Genomic DNA, 17340 nt, shown 5'->3' on the forward strand with positions numbered 1-17340 from the left:
ACAGAGGCTACTCAATGACTTATGATTCTGAAGACGGTAAGTTTTTAATGAATAGAACAATTAGTGAAAGTACAGATAAAGATAGTGCCAATCAACCGGGCGACAATGAGGTCGTCATTTCGGTAGATGGGGTTTCTAAGAAGTTTTGTCGCGACTTAAAGCGGTCATTATTCTATGGCGTGCAAGATATCACCACTGATTTAGTCGGAGGACGGCGCCAGAGTGAAGTGTTACGTCCTTCTGAGTTTTGGGCGTTAAAAGATGTTAGTTTTCAGTTACGGCGAGGCGAGGCGCTAGGTTTAGTTGGCGCTAATGGTGCGGGGAAGAGTACGCTGCTACGGATTATTAGTGGTTTGATTAAGCCAGACACTGGCTTGATCAAGGTTAAGGGACGGGTGGCTCCGCTCATTGCTTTGGGAGCCGGATTTAATCCAATTCTGACAGGAAGAGAAAATATCTATGCCAATATGGCAATTTTGGGGTTGTCTAAAACAGAAATTGAGGAGCGATTTGATGCGGTAGTAGATTTTGCCGAAATTGGGGATGCCATTGATGCACCCGTACAAACTTATAGTTCGGGTATGGCAGCACGGTTAGGGTTTGCCAGTGCAATTCATGTAGATCCGGATATTTTGTTGCTTGACGAAGTGTTGGCTGTAGGGGATATAAAGTTTCGAGCAAAATGTGGTCGCAGGCTAGCAGAGATTCGGGAAAAGGGAACATCTTTTATATTGGTGAACCATAAACCAGCGGCAATTTTATCTATATGTGACTCAGCCGTTTACCTTTCTCAGGGAAAAGTGGTTTTGAAAGGGGAAACGAATTTGATCATCAAACAGTATGAAGAAGATTTGATGATCAAGGGAATTGAATATTCAAAAGGGAAGGTGGTTTTGCCAGAGAAAGATGAGACAGAAAGTGGAGGGATTGATATTACTTATCTTTGCTTTAGAGGCGAAGGCAATGATATCATAGATTTTCCTCAAACTGGAAAACCTGCTTATTTTTGTGTTGGCTGTAGAGTGCATCGTAAGTTTGACGATGTTTACCTTAAATGTAAAGTTTGTGACATGGCTCGAGAAAATGAAATTATTCTCGATCTTAATAGTGATTATGATAACAATTTGTTTAGTCTAGAGACAGGAAATACGGAAATACAAATTAAAATGTCATCTTGTAATTTAAAACCAAGCACATACAGTATGGAAATTTATTTGGTGAAGAAGCCTCAATACTGTTTTGATATCATTCAAAATTTTAGGTTTAAGGTTGAGGAATCGGAGGATGTTAATTTACTGATGAGTCGGAATTTATATTATCAAGACAAAGAATGGGTAGTAAAAAATATATAACTGTTTAATAAAATAATAAAAAATGGCGGAGTAAGTTCAAACTAATACAAGACACTAAGAAAAAATGATGTCAAAAACAACGGCAAAACTAACGATTGGAATCCCGACAAAAAATCGTCCTTTGATGTTGGCAGAATTACTAAGTGACATTGAAAAATATCAAGCCGATTTACCAGTGGTTGTATCTGATAACAGTGATCGACCCGAGGATACAGCTAAGGTAGTCAAAGAATATGCTGAACGTTTAAAGATAAACTATGTACATACGGAATTTAGTATATCCCAAGCCGAAAATTTCAATATCGTGTTGAGTAATTCGTCTACTAAGTATGTCGTTATTATGCATGATGATGATCGGTTTCTCCCCACCTCTATTAATACTTATCTATCTCTAGTCAACTATCTGGATAATATTGATATTGATGTATTTGGAGTTTATGTTCATGCGTTCAAGTTTAAAAATGAGGACAAGTTAAACAAACTCATCGATCTTCCTATAACTGTACCCGATTTAATTGATATTAAAGAGAATCTGAAAGTTTTTGCTAAGGGAGAGTACCTAAAGTATTTTGTTGAGGAAGGTATAGGCGGTAAAGCCTCAGGAGTACTTGTTAATCGCTTTTTGATGGGAAAATATAACATCAATTTTCCTACAGATACTGGAGCCAAACATGATAAAGCATTTTTTCTAACTGCAAACACCTTGGGATCAGTGGGATACTGGAGAAAAAAAGTTATCGCCAAGAGACTTCATCAAAGTCGGTCTATACATAGAAAAGTAACGGAAAATTATTGCTTATTTAATCAAAAAGTTTTAGAAATTTATCAAGGTGATGATTTATCGATTAAAAAGATTCATAAGAAAAGATTTGAAAAATGGATACAGGATGAATCAGGTTTTAAACCTCTTGAGTGTTGGCGTCTGATTTCATTAAGTCAAGTAGGCGTCTTAGAACGGGCTAATCTGTTAATGAAGTATCTGTTGCATCATCTAAAAACAATAAAATTCAAAACTAAAACAACTTAAGCCAACCAATGAATAATTTATTGCCAAGAAAAAATAGTCAAGAGCGAATCGGTTTTGCTATTGGTACGGGGCGCTGCGGCACTAAATTTATTGCCAAAATTATAGATCAAGAATCAAGCGTTTCATCCGTTCATGAACGGAATCCGTTAAATGAAACATTTCATCGCTACTGTAAATGGTATGATTTGCCTGTAGATCACGAGGGTTTTTTGCAGACAAAAGAAGGTGAAATTAAACAAGACTTAGAAAATCATCTCTTTTCTTTTGAAGCAAGCGCTCACCTTTCCCTCTCACTGCTAGAACTCTATAATCGCTTTGAATCCAAGTTTCTTCTTTTAGTGCGTAGCCCAGAGCGAGTCGTTAACTCTTATTTGCGTAAAGGATGGTATGAAAAACCCGCAGTGAGAGCGAATCCTGACTTAGCACCAGGCTATCAAGACTACTGCCATAATTTTCATCACGTTCTCGGTCGAATTATGCCCTCTGGGGACAAATTCCGGCAATGGAACCAAATGAGCCGAGTGGGAAAGATTGCTTGGTACTGGAATGCACTCAATGCCAAAATTATGGAACAGTTTGAAAGCATACCAGAAACCCACTGGCGGATAGAAAAGCTGGAACACTTATCCTATAGCCGCTATCTAGAAATTGCTCAATTTTTTGGCTTCCAGTCTATGGTTTCACAGGAAATCTATGAAGAATTGGCGCTACGTCGTCCCAATGCAAAATCTAGCGTTCCTACGATTGCGACATGGACTCCCTCAGAGATTAGTGAGTTTGAGGCAGAGGTGGAGCCGATCGCTAAAAGGTTGGGTTACGAATACAGGGTGAGTCATTTACCCGTTCCTCAGCCCAGACAATCTGAAGTAAAACAATCTTTGATTCAACAATTATTCACCAAAAAGAATAGATAGCAATCCTCCATGAAGCTGACTATGCAAAGCACAATCGAAACTCTGTTTTGGCTCTTTGTTCCTATCCCTCGCCAATCGAGATTTGAATCAGTACGCCTAAAGTTGGCAAATCTCGGATTCCGATATAAGTGTCCACTTTGTCAGGCTCGGCTTGGTTCTTTGCACCCATTAGGTGAAAATTTTCCCATCCTATTTGAAAAAAATGTTGTTGGCGGTAGGAAACGGAATGCTCGCTGTCCTTGCTGTAAATCTTCAGATCGCGAACGATTGATTTATCTGTTTCTCTTATATCAAACTGACTTGTTTTCACGCCCAACTAAGCTGCTACACGTTGCTCCAGAGAAACGTCTGACCAAACTGATTGCCAAATTCTCCCACTTAGATTATCTGACTGCCGATCTCGATTCAAGTCCGTCTCGTGTTATGGAACAGATGGACATAACCGATATCCATTATCCCGATGCATCTTTTGATGCCATTCTTTGTAATCACGTCCTTGAACATGTGCCAGAGGATAGAGTAGCGATGTCTGAACTGTATAGAGTGCTTCGCCCTGGTGGCTGGGCGATTCTTCAGGTGCCTATTTCTCTCACTCTGGATAGGACGTTTGAAGACCCATCAATATCTAGTCCAGAGGAGCGAGAGCGAGCCTATGGTCAGTACAATCATGTCAGACTCTATGGGCGTGATTATATTCAAAGATTGCAAAGCGTCGGATTTATAGTTAACGAATTCATTTGGTCAAAATATCCCCAATATTTTGGTGGCTCAAAAAATAAATATGGGTTAAATCCGGATGAAATTATCTTTTTTGCCGTTAAGCAGAGTTGACTAAGGTTAACCGTTGCTATATTCAATGCCATTAGCCGTGTTTTCTTTTTTTAAGACCGATAGCCATGCGTATCCTGGTTTCTTGTGTGTTTGAAGCCTCCTCCCAAAAAGCTCACGCGATTAATACGATTAAGATGGCTCAGGGGCTTGCTCGACTGGGGCATGACGTTATTGTTGTTTGTCGCGAACCCCCAGAGGGTAGAGTCTCCCCGGATAAGCTAGCCAAAATTTATGGGTTAACCGAACCGCTACGCTGGGTGCAATTGCCTCGTAAGATTCTGGGCTGGAGTACGGATACCTATTGGCGGACAGCGCTATTAACTCTACCAACTGCACTCCAAATCCGACCCGACTTGGTTTTTGCTCGTGGCTACCTTTTTCCTTGGTTAAGTAGTAAATTGGGCATGGCTACTGTTGCAGAAAAGCATTCACGGGTGGGAGTCGTTAATTCTCGCTTCTTTCGTTTAGTCAAAGGAACCCACCATCGCGCTTTCCTGGCTTGGCTGACGATCTCCCATCGTTTAGCTGATTACTACCATTCTCAAGGTGTGCCTAAGGAAAAGCTGCTTGTACTCCCCGATGCAGTCGATCTCAAGCTTTACCAGCGCCCAGACTGCTTACCAGACAGTCCTTATCCTGCAAATTGTGCCAATGTTGCTTATGTGGGACACTTATATGATTACAAGGGTATCCCTACTGTGCTAGAAGCAGCAGCCAAGCTACCGGAGGTTATTTTCCATTTTGTCGGGGGATGGCAAGAGGACATTGACCGACACCAGAAACGAGTAGAAGAACTGAGATTACAAAATGTCATTTTTCACGGACTTAAGCCTCAAGTCGAAGTACCCAACTTTCTTTGGCATGCAGACATATTACTGCTTCCACCTTCGCAACATCATCCCAGTGCGGCTTGGACGAGTCCAGTGAAACTGGGTGAGTACTTGGCATCAGGAACGCCAGTCGTGGCGACAGATATCCTCGCCCTGAGAGACTGGTTAACGGATGAGGAAGTAGAATTCGTCCAACCTGATAATCCGGAAGCGTTGGCTCAAGGGATTGGTCGTCTGTTAAGTGACAAATCCAGGGTTGAGCAGCTTCGAGTCGCTGGGATCAAGAAAGCACAAGCGCTGTCATACGAGAAAAGGGTGGAAGCGATTCTCAAGTACTGTGGATTATCGGTCTACGGGACAACATTTTCCCTTGAAGATACGCCATCACTCACACAAGGACTTGGACAATGAGGAAACCTTTACTCAGCATCATTATCCCAACTCGCGATCGCCCTCACTTGCTCCCCCATGCTGTCAACAGTGCGTTAGCACAAACCCTAGACGATTTAGAGGTCATTGTCGTGGATGATGCCTCGACTCAGATGGCTCAACTGCCCCAAGACTCTCGGCTGCGGGTGATTCGCCTAGAGCAGTCGCGGGGTGGGTCTGGAGCCCGTAATGTCGGCACTGAAGCAGCGCAAGGGCGTTGGGTGACCTACTTAGATGACGATGACCGCCTTCTGCCCCAGATGGCGGAGGTTTCGCTGGCGGCGATCGCTCGCTCCTCGGCAACCCCACCGATAGGTGTCATTTCCGGGCTGGAAAAAGTCAGCGATCAAGGAGAGGTGATCAAGGTTCGAGTGCCACCAACACTCTGTCCGAAAGGTAGCCACTTTTTTCTCGAAGATCCCGAAGCTGGGCGATCCTACGCCACCAAGCAAACCCTGGTCGTAGAACGAGCCGTAGTCTTGCAGATTGGCGGGTGGGATGAACAGTTTCGCTCCCGGGTACACTCAGAGTTTTTCTTACGGCTCAACCCCGTCTGTACCTTAATTGGAATACCTACTGTAACGTATCAACTTCGCAGCCACAGTGGTACTCGCGTATCAGGCAATCCGAAACTGCGACAGGAGAGCTTTCACCGCTTAATTGAAAAGCATTGGGTTGCCTTTGAATCCCATCCTCGCCAGTTTGCTCAGTTTGTTTATCGGCATGCCCGAAACTCCTGGCGACAAAGGCAGTTTCGAGCTGCCCTGCTGGCGATGGGTTGGGCTTTGAGAATCAACCCAAACCAGACCCTAAGGAACTTCCTTTAATTTTGGTTGCTAACCCTTAAAAATTATGACCTACTCTGTAAAGACGCTAAAAGCCATATTCGTATGGACAACAAACTGAAATTTTCAATCATCATTCCCACCTATAACCGACCTCAACTACTGCCACGGGCGGTTCGGAGTGCGCTAGCTCAAACGATAGAGGATTTTGAGGTGGTTGTTGTCGATGATGGTTCGCCAGAGCCAGTTAATTTACCGGAGCATCCGCGACTGCGAGTGGTGCGATTACCTAAAAACCGAGGTACAGCCGCCGCCCGCAATGCTGGGGCAAAAGCCGCTCGCGGACGCTACATCACCTACTTGGATGATGACGACCAACTGTTACCCCAAATGGCAGAGGTTTCACTCACAGCCCTTGCCAATACAACGCTTCCCCAACCCGTGGCGGTGCTGTCTGGTTTGGAGGTCGTGGATCTCGATGGCAACGTGACTCAGAGGCGGATTCCCCCGACGCTGCCACGCGGAAAGCATTTTTTCCTCGAAGAGATCGAGCCAGAGCAATCCTTTCTCTCGAAGCAAACTTTAATGGTGGAGCGTGAGTTGCTTTTAGGTATTGGTGGATATGACGAATCATTCAACTCTCGCGTTCATACTGAAATTTTCCTGAGACTTAATCCAGTTTGCTCGCTCCTTGGTCTGCCGATTGTCACCTATCAAATGTTCGTCCATGAGGGTTCACGTATTTCTCGCGATCCATCGCTGCGTCAAGTCAGTTTTAATCAACTGCTCCGTAAGCATGGTGCAATTTTTCAGGCGCACCCAAAGATGTTTGCTGATTTTGTCTACAAACACGCCCTTAAGTCCTACGAGCTGAATCAAAAACGGGCAGCGTTCTTGAGCGTATTATTGGCGCTGCGGATTCATCCAACTTATACCCTCAGTCAAGTTACTGAGTCCTTTTGGCACAGACTAAGCGAATCTACCGTGCGAATGTTAACAGAACCGTTGAAGAGCAATTAAACTTGTCTAAACGTGAACGCTAATTCTACTCAATCCAATTGTTAGGAGACTTCAAAAATGGAAACTGCACGTACAAACGAACCGCAAGTCACAGTGGTTGTTACCCCACGAGAGCGTTTCAGCTATACTCGTGAATCCCTGGAGAGCATTTATGACTATACGGAAATTCCCTTTAACTTGGTTTATGTCGATGGGGGTTCGCCTCAGCATATCCAGCAATATTTGGCAGATAAAGCACAGGAGAAGGATTTTCAGCGGATTCGAGTCGATCGCTACCTGTCGCCTAACCAATCCAGAAATTTAGGATTGCGTCAGGTCAAGACAAAGTATGTTGTTTTCATCGACAATGATGTTGTTGTCACACCCGGTTGGCTGAAGGGATTAGTCGAATGTGCCAATGAGACAGGAGCAGCAGTGGTTGGACCCGTAATCTGCATTGGCACGCCAATTCATGACATGATCCATAATCCTGGCGGAAGCATCTCGATCAAGGAGGAGCAGGTTGGCGAGGAGCAAATACGGCGTTTTCACCACAAGTGCCATTTTAAAAGACGAGTGGATGACGTGCGCGATCGCCTCCAACGAGCAGAGTGTGACTACGTAGAGTTTCACTGTATGTTGGCTCGCACTGACATCTTTGAAAAGACGGGTCCCCTTGATGAAGGTTTGTTCAGCACTCGCGAACACCTCGATTTTTGCATGATGGTGGCTCGTGCTGGAGGCAAAATTTATGCAGAGCGACAGGTGATTGTGACCTATGTTCCCGGACCGCCTGTGCAATGGTCTGACCTGGGCTTCTTTATGCTGCGCTGGAGTGATGCTTGGGATTTAGCCAGTCTGGAACATTTCCGAGAAAAGTGGGACTTGACTGAAGATCATTACTTCCAAAGCCGATATAAAAAGCTAGGATTCCGCCGACATAAAGCTTATGTCAAACCTCTAGCCAAAAGCCTTCTGTTTGGACAGCGCAGTCTGACATTAGAAAAAATTCTCATCCGTCTCGATAGAATGGTGAACCGTCATGTCAGCGATCGCTACGCCCGAAGCCAACGTCAGAGCGCTCCCACTCAAGGCTTAGAGATGCAACCGTTTCCAGCAAGTACTAATCCTTCTAAGTAGGGTTTGCTGAATAAGTATTGTGGTGAGGGTAGGCAACAGGGAACAGTTTTCTCATAACTTCAATTTCAACCGCCCTGCCCTTAAATGGTGCTTACCCAAAACCACAGAACCATACTGTTGTACCAATAGCTAGAATTAATACGAATCCCCAAACAATCAATAAGACTAGGGAAACTTTACCTAAAGCCGGATTATCGGCAGCCTCTTGGCGAAGAGTAAACGGGAGAAAGTTGAGGTGATTCAAATGGTTTAAATAGGGTCTCTTGTCCGGATTACTATTGACACAAAACTTAGACAATGAGCCGTTGCTCAAACAAACGATATTAATCAAACGCTGACCGATGCGGAATTCAAGCCGAGACCCCGGCATTCCCACTCTAGCTTGATAAATTTCTAAGTTCATCGGCATTGCCACCGACGCAATTTGGAATAGAATCGCTAATGTGAAGATTCCCCGTAGTAGCCACACCTTTACCCCTTTAGCCGATAGAAGATGCTGGATAAACAGACCAGTCAGGGGAATAAGTAATAGGTGAACAGACGTCAGATGATACCTTGCCCCCCAAGCATTATCCCCGTGCCAGAAACCAAGACGACTGGTGAGAATGATATGGATACCTAAGTTGAGGATTCCCGTCACCAGATACCACTGTAGGTAGGGAGAAAGTCGCCGCCAAAATCTGATGGCTAACACCAAGCCCGGTAGTAATAATGGATCATAGATAAAAAAACTTTTGGCTGGTGAAAAAAACACGCCCCAGAGTCCAGGATATCGATTGCTAGAAAACTCATCAGGCATGCCAATTTTAGCGGCATTCGACGAATTGGATTTGGGGTTGATTTGATGCAATAGTAAACCTTGTCCATGAGTCAAAAAATTACCATAGCGAATGTAATCCAAAAGGCGTCCGAGGAACGCCAAGGGAATAAAACCGACAATCCACAATCCGATAACTTTGAGAACTTTGCGCGTATTCCGATTTTGATAAGCAGCACAGCCGAATAAGAACAAGACGACGGTTAACGCATGAATAGCACTGGTCACCCGGATCAGCATAGCCGCCCCCAGTGATAATCCACTCCAGATCAGAAAACGAGGATTTTGGCGTAGTAGAAAAGCCAGTGCATTAGCGTAACCGAGAGTGACAAACAGCAGGACTTGATTATTCTGGTGATGCACTTGAGAGTAATGCAAAACTGTTGTCCCCAGTAACCAAGCAATACTCGCTAAACCCGCGATTTGTTCTTCAAAGTTAAACAGTCTGAGCAACCAGAAACAAGAGACGACAACCGCCACATTTAAAGGGATAAAAATTAACAGACTGACAACTAAAGCTCGAAAATCCTTGGCGGGTAATATGGGGAACCATTGATGAAGCTGAGTTCCCAACCAGTCACCCGGAAGCATCAGCATAGACTGTCCCGGTTCATAGGCGATGTAACGCTTACCCCCAACGCCGACGACTCCTAACCGGATGTCGGTTCGCCCTCTGGGTTTATAATCGGGAGCAACTTGTACTTCTTCGGTTCCTGTCCACCAACTATGAGCCATCTGCAACCTGAGTTCTGTATCTAGGACACCCAATGTTCCGGAGTTGATAACGGTAATCCATAAGAAGGCAATCAACGTTATCTTGGAAATCGTTTTCATCTAGCCTCCTGGTTACCTGTTACATGGTTGATGGTTCAAATTTTTGGGGAGATAGTCCCAAACAGGGTGCAATTAACGCTATAACTTGATTAGCATAACTTGATTAGCGATCGCTTCGCCGCCGTCTGGCTGAGAATTGTTGCCCTGTGTGTCTCCCTGCTGGCAACCTTTTTAAGCTTATTGTACTACAAAATACACGTCAAGTTGAAGTACAATATATGGGATACAAAACTATATACTATGTGAATCCGGCGCAATTTTATAGAATTGGAAGGATATTTAAAATGAAATTGGTAAAACCAAACGAATTTTGACCTTGTACTGGACAAATCAAGTCAATCGATACTGGCAGGGGTAAACTGATGAATGTTAAATATGATTCAGATGCAGATATTCTCATCTTTATTTTTGTCAACTTAAGCCACAATCCTTGCCAATTATTGTTTCGAGCAGTTCGACACAAACTGATCGTATTGCTTCTCCCTAAGCTATTACAGGAGCAAGAGCAATCCGCAAGAACATTCTCTTGCTTCCCCTGCTTCCCCTGCTTTTAGCGCTTAAGTTGACACCAATGGTCGCTGGATTATCTGGCATGGGGAAGCCTATTAATTTGATCGACTCGCCCTCATCGGTCATCTGGAAGCCTATAACAATGTGGCACTAGCAATAAAATTGCTACAATCCACGCGGTCTAATAACGTACCTTTTGGGCGTAAAGTAGATAACAATGAGAAATAGCGATGATCGCGCTAGTCATGACTAGAGGTGCTGAATGCTTTATTTTATGATTACCTGGCTTTTTCTGATTGGTGTTTGTTTCTCAATTGGCACAGCTATTTTGCATCGGTTGCAAGCCGATCGCATTGATCGCAGAGGCGATCGCTTCATCGCCGCCGTCTGGCTGGGAATCGTTGTCCTGTGCGTCTCTATGCTAGCAACCTCTCTGATTTTACCGTTATCTAGCGCCGTTGGCTTTGTCCTTGTCCTCGGTTTAGTCGCCCTATCTCTCCTGTCTCAGCCCACCCGGCGTGAACTGGTGACATTTCGCTCAATTCTTTCTCCCAGCCTTATCGTTGGATTTATTACCTTAGAATTAATTATTGCCGCTTTTACCAGTCAAAAAATAGTCTGGTTTGACACCGGACTCTATCACTTTGGTTCTATGCGATGGATGTCTCAATTTGGCGCGGTTAATGGATTAGCACTAATTCATGGCAAGTTTGGCTTTACCTCCTCTTGGTTTGCTCTCGCCGCACCACTTACATCGCCAATTTTTGGCAGTCGAGTCAGTGCGATTACCAATGGTTTTGTCTTCCTTATCGCTATTTTACAATCTCTAATTACCCTCAACCAAATAGTCAGCCGGAAAGGACGCTTATCAGACTGGTTTTTATTAATATTTTCCGCTATTGCCATTCTCGTTTATACAGGAACCGCGTTTACGGGTTCACCGATCCTCATCTCATTTTCCCCTGATGTAACCGTAGCGTTTCTTATTGGCGTGACAGCCTGGTCAATTCTAGTTATTTCCCACAGCGCTCAATCTTCGTTACAGAATAATGATACCAAAACGCCTCTTGTCGATGCCAGAACCATTCCCCTAATTCTATCAGCCGGAGCCGTAACTGTTAAGCTTTCGGCGCTACCTCTGCTCCCCATAGGATTTCTTTTTTATCTGATGGGTAATCAGTTTAAACTCCAAATTAAGCGGCTCTTGACAGGCGGTGCTATTACTCTATTAATCCTATCACCCATGGTTTTATATAGCCTGACGACATCCGGATGTCCCCTGTATCCTTCAACTTTTATGTGCCTCGACCTGCCGTGGTCAGTTCCCATCGAGAAAGCCATGAAGGAAGCTAAACCCATCAATTTTTGGTGGGTGTTCTCGGATTCAGATGAGTCGGGATTGACGGCTATCGCGTTAGGTGTTTGGCGATGGTTAAAAGGCTCAATCAAGTCTCAAATAATGGCGTTTATTACAATTTTTGTTATTCTATTTTCTATTCCCATATTCAGACAATTTAGAAAACATCTCAAATTAGGAACTGCTTGGATATTAATGTTAGGATTACTCGGCATTACTTTTATTATGCTGCAAAGTCCTTTAATCCGGTTTGGCTTGGGCTATTTTCTGCTTATTCCAGCTTTATTTGGGGCGATATATGGTAAACGTCTGTTTGAGAAAATTCCCTCTAAATTGACCCAGCCGCTGTTTCGATTCACTCATACCCTAAAACAACCTCAAACAATCCTGTTGACTTCCCTATTTTTACTTGGTTTGACGACTGTTGGTCTGATTCAGGATAATGCTCAATCGCGGTTGATTTTACCTCCTCCCTTACCCAGCGTTAATCTAGTATCTGACCAAGTAAATGATGTTACGTATGTCTATCCAGCCAACTGGACAGTCCGATGCTGGGCATCTCCGTTACCCTGTTCAGCCGTACCGATTAAAAATATCAGGCTTCGCAACCCATCACGGGGAATTGGTGCTGGGTTTGTGTCTGTGAAATAAGTGCCTGAACATCAATTTTGTACGCTGTACTAAGAAATGTCAACAAGCCTCAAACCCTTACTGTTGCCTGTTGCCTGTTGCCTGTTCCCTAATCTCAACCGTTAACTTTAATTTTGTCCGACTACTTATGGCGACTTATCAAGACCGAGAAGCGTTTATTCCCTATCGTCGTAGCGATTTAATCGAACTGTGCATAGACGATGGACAGTTACCTAACGAGAAGGTGCAACAGTTTCGGGATTTCTGTACTTTACTTTCCGCCTATTATCATTTTAAGTTTCATGCCTATTTGGAACGATTAAAGGATAATTATGATCCGTTCAACCCTGATGCGTTCAACCCGGATTCTGATACTCAATCGAGGATTGAACTCACTCCCGATAAATTAGCCGAACGCGAAGCGAATGTGGTGACCGACTTTCAGACGATTCTTGAACGCGCCAATTATGTTCCCCTCTCTCCGAATAGTTTACAACGCGCCTTTAAAGAAAAGTCTTTAATTCAACTGAAAACTGATGTTGATTTTGATGAATTTGACCAACTCGTCTGCTACTGTCGCGGAGATTATGAAAAAACAATTCAGGTAAAAAAGTTTTTAAAGAAAAAAGACAAAACAATAAATCTTTTTGAACGAGTTGTTTTATTGATTAAATTCAAAGACACCGATTATTTCAAACACAAAGGCGATGAACTAGATTCTCTCCAGTTCACACCAGGGAAAATGTATCTCTATTTTTACAAGAATATCCCTAAGTTTGACTTGGAACTCCTTTTCCCCAATATCAAAATTAGCATGACCTGGAAAGACCGCCTCTTCTTAATCGTTCCGGCTATTGGCGCTGCTATTCCAGTCATCTTGAGAGTTCTGCCTAAACTTCTTGTTGTGATTGCAGCTATTTTATTTTTTACCATGGGACCATCGGTTCTGGACACGATTCAGGCAAGTGAAGAGGAGGTGCGTGATATTATGCCCGTCCTCGTCGCTGTGTTATCGCTACTGGTGACATTAGGGGGGTTTGCCTATAAGCAGTATAGCAATTATAAGAGTAAGCAGATTAAATTCCGCCAAACTGTGACCGAAACCCTGTTTTTTAAGAATATGGCAAATAATGCCAGCGTATTTCATGCCTTAATTGATGCGGCGGAAGAGGAGGAATGTAAAGAGATTATTCTAGTTTATTACCATCTTTTAATTAGCCAGAATTCCCTAACTCCTGCCCAGTTGGATAACCGAATTGAAACTTGGATGGATAATAAGTTTGGCACCAAGATTGATTTTGATATCAATGGTCCAATTCAGAATTTAGAGAAGATCCGGGGTAAACTGATGCAAGATGGCAAAGATACGGCAAGTCTCCCGGAAATTCCGTTATTGACGAAAGATAAGCGAGGATGTTGTCAGGTTCTGCCTTTAGATGATGCTAAACGATTAATTGATTACATCTGGGATCATATCTTTCTCTACACCTGAATCATTAAGCTTCGCTGAGGGAACAGGAAACAGGCAATAGGTTGAGTGTGGAACAAGTGGCGGAGGCATTAGGGTTTGAGGTGAAAGACGTGAGAGATTTCTGTCAAACGTAACTTTTGTTTCGGATCTTGCGATTATCTGGTGGTATCGTTATAAAATAGGGTTATATACTGTACTTCGGTACTTCCACCTAATGCCTTATCTTACGCAAGAATCATGCCAAAAGAACATAGGACTTCTGTGCAGTTTACGGCTGAGGAGCGTGAAACACCACATATCAAACGGTTAGGTTTTAGATGCTTGTGTTATTTTTCCAATGCCCTTGTGTGATACTGGAGAGCCTTAACAAACATCGGTGGGTTACGGCGGATTGTTCATTAAATGGTTATCGCTTCCGTTTAAATCCCGCCTAACCCACCCTACGTTACTACGTTACTTGTGTTCTGGTAAACTGTTCGGCATTTAGACCTTCATGTTAACAATGGTGAAATCTTTGTAATGCGAGCCGGAAAGCTCGCTACTAATACCCAATTTAAATGCATGACAACTTATGGTAATCTTTACGCGATCGCATCCCATCCTCCACACGCTTCCTAACCCCTACCCAAAGAGTGCTACCCTAGAAAACACTGCCTCATATTCCCGACTATGCCATCTTCTCACCAACCTCTGAACTACCCCACCACCCGCCAAGCTGATCAAGTAGACGACTATCATGGCACGAACGTCGCTGATCCCTATCGCTGGTTAGAAGATCCCGACTCCGACGAAACCAAAGCCTGGGTAGAAGCACAAAATAAAGTCACCTTTGGCTATCTGGAAGACATCCCCCAACGGGAATCCCTGAAACAGCGCATCACCAAACTCTGGAATTACGAAAAATATGGCATTCCCTATAAAGAAGGGAATCGCTACTTCTATTTCAAAAATGATGGACTCCAGAACCAAAGCGTTCTCTACACCTTAACCTCTCTGGATGGAGAACCCAGAGTCCTGATTGATCCCAATACCCTCTCCGAAGACGGGACTATCGCCCTATCGGGTATCGCGATTAGTGACGATGGGAACCGCATGGCGTATGGTTTATCTACCTCCGGTTCCGACTGGCAAGAATGGAAAGTACGGGATGTGGAAACGGGAGACGATTTATCGGATCATCTTAAATGGGTGAAGTTTTCCGGTGCATCCTGGACAACGGATAATCAAGGCTTTTTCTATAGCCGCTATGATGAACCCAATGATGCCACAAAATTAGAAGATGCTAATTATTATCACAAACTCTATTATCACAAACTCGGCACAGACCAATCCGATGATCTGTTAATTTACCATCGCCCTGACCAGAAGGAATGGATGTTTAATGGGTCGGTGACAGAAGATGGACATTATCTGATTATTTATGTCAGTCAAGGAACTGATCCCAAGAATCTGGTTTTCTACAAAGACTTACAAACTCCCGACTCTCCTATCGTCGAATTAATTTCAGAATTTGAAGCGAATTTCAGTCTGATTGACAATGACGGGTCAATCTTTTGGGTTCAAACTGACTTAGACGCACCACGAGGTCGGGTGATTGCCATTGATATTCATAACCCAGGGCGCGAGAACTGGCAAGAACTGATTCCCCAATCTGAAGAAACATTAGAAGATGTCGGTGTTCTGAATAACCAGTTTGTCGCCGATTACCTCAAAGATGCCCGTTCTTCGATTAAGATTTTTGACCTCAATGGTGCCTTTGTCCGAGAAGTGGAATTACCGGGAATTGGTTCAGCCGGGGGATTCGGCGGGAAGCGGTATGATACGGAAACCTTCTATGTATTTACCAGTTTCACCACCCCAGCCACGATTTACCGCTACGATATGGTAACCGGGGAACGTTCCCTATTTCGCCAACCGACCGTAGACTTTGATCCGACTCAATACGAAACGCGACAAGTGTTCTACCGGAGTAAAGATGGGACACAAGTGCCGATGTTTATTACCCACAAAAAGGGGTTGGCATTAGATGGCAATAATCCCACCTATCTCTATGGTTACGGTGGATTTAATATCTCCCTAACTCCCAGCTTTTCAATTAGTAATCTGGTGTGGATGGAGATGGGAGGCGTGTATGCGATTCCGAATCTCCGAGGCGGTGGAGAGTATGGCGAAGATTGGCATCAAGCGGGAACAAAGCTGAACAAGCAAAATGTGTTTGATGATTTTATTGCCGCAGCGGAATGGTTAATTGAGAATAACTATACTCGCCCGCAAAAACTAGCAATCGGTGGCGGAAGTAATGGCGGTTTATTAGTCGGGGCTTGTATGACTCAGCGTCCCGATTTATTCCGTGCTGCCCTTCCTTCAGTTGGGGTTCTGGATATGCTGCGCTTCCATAAGTTTACGATTGGTTGGGCGTGGTGTTCTGATTTTGGTTCACCGGAAAATCTGGAGGAATTTAAGGCGCTTTATGCCTATTCTCCGTTACACAATCTCAAGCCAGGGACGGCTTATCCAGCTACATTAATTACGACGGCGGATCACGATGACCGCGTGGTTCCAGCCCATAGTTTCAAGTTTGCTGCAGCGTTACAAGCGGCACATGCTGGGGATAATCCGGTCTTAATTCGCATTGAAACTAAGGCGGGTCATGGTGCGGGAAAACCGACGGCTAAGATTATTGAAGAAATTGCCGATAAGTGGGCATTTTTGCAGCGAGTTATGGATGTCTAGTCCCGAATAACCAATGACGAATGACCAATGACAAATGATTAACAATAAGCACTGATATCTTCCCCACATTGGTCAGCCAAGTAGCAAAGGGCGCGAAAGCGAAGGCTAACAAATTCGTCGTAGAAAGGATTGAGTTTGCACAAGGGAGGAATGTGGGCAACCCGACGCCCAAAGAGGCAAATATCGCGTTCAAAAGGACATTGGGCGGGAATCATTTTGCAGAAGAATCTAGCTTTGGTGGGGTTGTGAATTTCGATGTTCTCTAACCATTGCTTGATGGTTTGCAGTGGCTTGATGGGTTGTTGGGGCGAGGTGGGAGGGGTGATGGGGTTTGTCTTGGCTTCAACAGGGGTAGAATTGATCAGTCCGTTTTGGTAGGTGGTATACATGGTTTGATTTGCTCCGTATGTGTGGTTTATTTGTCTCTATTCATAATTTAACCCAATTTAGCGACAGCACAAATATAAAAAACTATTATCATTGATTAGCTCTGCTTGTAGGCATCGTCCTGTTGGGGGCAGATTGGCGGCGGGGGAAGCGGGGGAAGCGGGGGGAGCAGGGGAAGCAGGGGAAGCTGAGGGAGCAGGGGAAGCTGAGAGAGCAATGATACATTTTCCCTGATAGCGGTGTAAGGGTATGAAAAAGTTTTACCTTATGTCCTTGAAGATGATCCAATTTCCA

At 44.1% G+C, this 17340-nt stretch carries 13 protein-coding genes; 11 read left to right on the plus strand and 2 right to left on the minus strand.

Annotation, left to right across the window (positions count from 1 at the left end; translation table 11 throughout):
- Positions 1-14 precede the first annotated feature (14 nt).
- The 8 genes from RID53_RS16970 (at position 15) to RID53_RS17005 (ending at position 8307) form a co-directional block, all read left to right on the plus strand.
- Complete coding sequence (locus RID53_RS16970; RefSeq protein WP_446389212.1) at positions 15-1352, plus strand: ABC transporter ATP-binding protein; 1338 nt, start codon at positions 15-17, stop codon at positions 1350-1352.
- Positions 1353-1419: 67 nt separating this feature from the next.
- Positions 1420-2379 carry a glycosyltransferase family 2 protein gene (locus RID53_RS16975; protein WP_446389213.1) on the plus strand — a complete coding sequence of 320 codons (960 nt, stop codon included), beginning with the start codon at positions 1420-1422 and terminating at the stop codon, positions 2377-2379.
- Positions 2380-2387: 8 nt separating this feature from the next.
- On the plus strand, positions 2388-3293 hold the full coding sequence (locus tag RID53_RS16980; RefSeq protein WP_446389214.1) for a hypothetical protein: 906 nt from the start codon (positions 2388-2390) through the stop codon (positions 3291-3293).
- A 21-nt stretch (positions 3294-3314) separates the two neighbouring features.
- Positions 3315-4124: a class I SAM-dependent methyltransferase gene (locus RID53_RS16985; protein ID WP_446389215.1), complete on the plus strand. Its 810-nt coding sequence runs from the start codon at positions 3315-3317 to the stop codon at positions 4122-4124.
- Between the two features lie 65 nt (positions 4125-4189).
- Positions 4190-5365, plus strand: a complete 1176-nt coding sequence (locus RID53_RS16990; protein WP_446389216.1) for a glycosyltransferase — start codon at positions 4190-4192, stop codon at positions 5363-5365.
- Positions 5362-6210 carry a glycosyltransferase family 2 protein gene (locus RID53_RS16995; protein ID WP_446389217.1) on the plus strand — a complete coding sequence of 283 codons (849 nt, stop codon included), beginning with the start codon at positions 5362-5364 and terminating at the stop codon, positions 6208-6210. Before RID53_RS16990 ends, RID53_RS16995 begins: the two co-directional genes overlap by 4 nt.
- Before the next feature lie 63 nt (positions 6211-6273).
- The gene (locus tag RID53_RS17000) at positions 6274-7188 is read left to right on the plus strand and encodes a glycosyltransferase family 2 protein (RefSeq protein WP_446389218.1); all 915 of its coding nucleotides are present in this window, start codon (positions 6274-6276) and stop codon (positions 7186-7188) included.
- A 57-nt stretch (positions 7189-7245) separates the two neighbouring features.
- Positions 7246-8307, plus strand: coding sequence for a glycosyltransferase family 2 protein (locus tag RID53_RS17005; protein ID WP_446389219.1), 1062 nt, complete (start codon positions 7246-7248; stop codon positions 8305-8307).
- 91 nt (positions 8308-8398) lie between these two features.
- Here RID53_RS17005 and RID53_RS17010 read toward each other — a convergent pair whose 3' ends face one another.
- Complete coding sequence (locus tag RID53_RS17010; protein ID WP_446389220.1) at positions 8399-9958, minus strand: hypothetical protein; 1560 nt, start codon at positions 9956-9958, stop codon at positions 8399-8401.
- 772 nt (positions 9959-10730) lie between these two features.
- On the opposite strand from RID53_RS17010, the gene RID53_RS17015 reads away from it, so the two are divergent.
- The 3 genes from RID53_RS17015 to RID53_RS17025 all read left to right on the plus strand — a co-directional run bounded on the left by RID53_RS17015 (position 10731) and on the right by RID53_RS17025 (position 16659).
- A complete protein-coding gene (locus RID53_RS17015) occupies positions 10731-12476 on the plus strand; it encodes an LIC_10190 family membrane protein (protein ID WP_446389221.1) in 1746 nt (581 codons plus the stop codon).
- 127 nt (positions 12477-12603) lie between these two features.
- Entirely contained in the window at positions 12604-13947 is a 1344-nt protein-coding gene (locus RID53_RS17020; RefSeq protein ID WP_446389222.1) for a TMEM143 family protein, read from the plus strand.
- 648 nt (positions 13948-14595) lie between these two features.
- Positions 14596-16659 (plus strand): prolyl oligopeptidase family serine peptidase, encoded by a 2064-nt coding sequence (locus RID53_RS17025; RefSeq protein ID WP_446389223.1) that lies wholly within the window; start codon positions 14596-14598, stop codon positions 16657-16659.
- 38 nt (positions 16660-16697) lie between these two features.
- Here RID53_RS17025 and RID53_RS17030 read toward each other — a convergent pair whose 3' ends face one another.
- The gene (locus RID53_RS17030; RefSeq protein WP_446376396.1) at positions 16698-17048 is read right to left on the minus strand and encodes a Mo-dependent nitrogenase C-terminal domain-containing protein; all 351 of its coding nucleotides are present in this window, start codon (positions 17046-17048) and stop codon (positions 16698-16700) included.
- Positions 17049-17340: the final 292 nt, after the last annotated feature.

This window comes from Coleofasciculus sp. B1-GNL1-01 (assembly GCF_040220235.1).
In the GTDB taxonomy this organism is placed as follows: Bacteria; Cyanobacteriota; Cyanobacteriia; order Cyanobacteriales; family Coleofasciculaceae; genus Coleofasciculus.

Excerpts from the sequence above, each read along its gene's own strand:
- RID53_RS17025 (WP_446389223.1), top strand. The coding sequence starts at position 14,596 with ATGCCATCTTCTCACCAACCTCTGAACTACCCCACCACCCGCCAAGCT.
- RID53_RS16995 (WP_446389217.1), top strand. The coding sequence starts at position 5,362 with ATGAGGAAACCTTTACTCAGCATCATTATCCCAACTCGCGATCGCCCT.
- RID53_RS17030 (WP_446376396.1), bottom strand. The coding sequence starts at position 17,048 with ATGTATACCACCTACCAAAACGGACTGATCAATTCTACCCCTGTTGAA.
- RID53_RS16975 (WP_446389213.1), top strand. The coding sequence starts at position 1,420 with ATGTCAAAAACAACGGCAAAACTAACGATTGGAATCCCGACAAAAAAT.
- RID53_RS17005 (WP_446389219.1), top strand. The coding sequence starts at position 7,246 with ATGGAAACTGCACGTACAAACGAACCGCAAGTCACAGTGGTTGTTACC.
- RID53_RS16970 (WP_446389212.1), top strand. The coding sequence starts at position 15 with ATGACTTATGATTCTGAAGACGGTAAGTTTTTAATGAATAGAACAATT.
- RID53_RS17020 (WP_446389222.1), top strand. The coding sequence starts at position 12,604 with ATGGCGACTTATCAAGACCGAGAAGCGTTTATTCCCTATCGTCGTAGC.
- RID53_RS16990 (WP_446389216.1), top strand. The coding sequence starts at position 4,190 with ATGCGTATCCTGGTTTCTTGTGTGTTTGAAGCCTCCTCCCAAAAAGCT.
- RID53_RS17010 (WP_446389220.1), bottom strand. The coding sequence starts at position 9,958 with ATGAAAACGATTTCCAAGATAACGTTGATTGCCTTCTTATGGATTACC.
- RID53_RS16980 (WP_446389214.1), top strand. The coding sequence starts at position 2,388 with ATGAATAATTTATTGCCAAGAAAAAATAGTCAAGAGCGAATCGGTTTT.
- RID53_RS17015 (WP_446389221.1), top strand. The coding sequence starts at position 10,731 with ATGCTTTATTTTATGATTACCTGGCTTTTTCTGATTGGTGTTTGTTTC.
- RID53_RS17000 (WP_446389218.1), top strand. The coding sequence starts at position 6,274 with ATGGACAACAAACTGAAATTTTCAATCATCATTCCCACCTATAACCGA.
- RID53_RS16985 (WP_446389215.1), top strand. The coding sequence starts at position 3,315 with ATGCAAAGCACAATCGAAACTCTGTTTTGGCTCTTTGTTCCTATCCCT.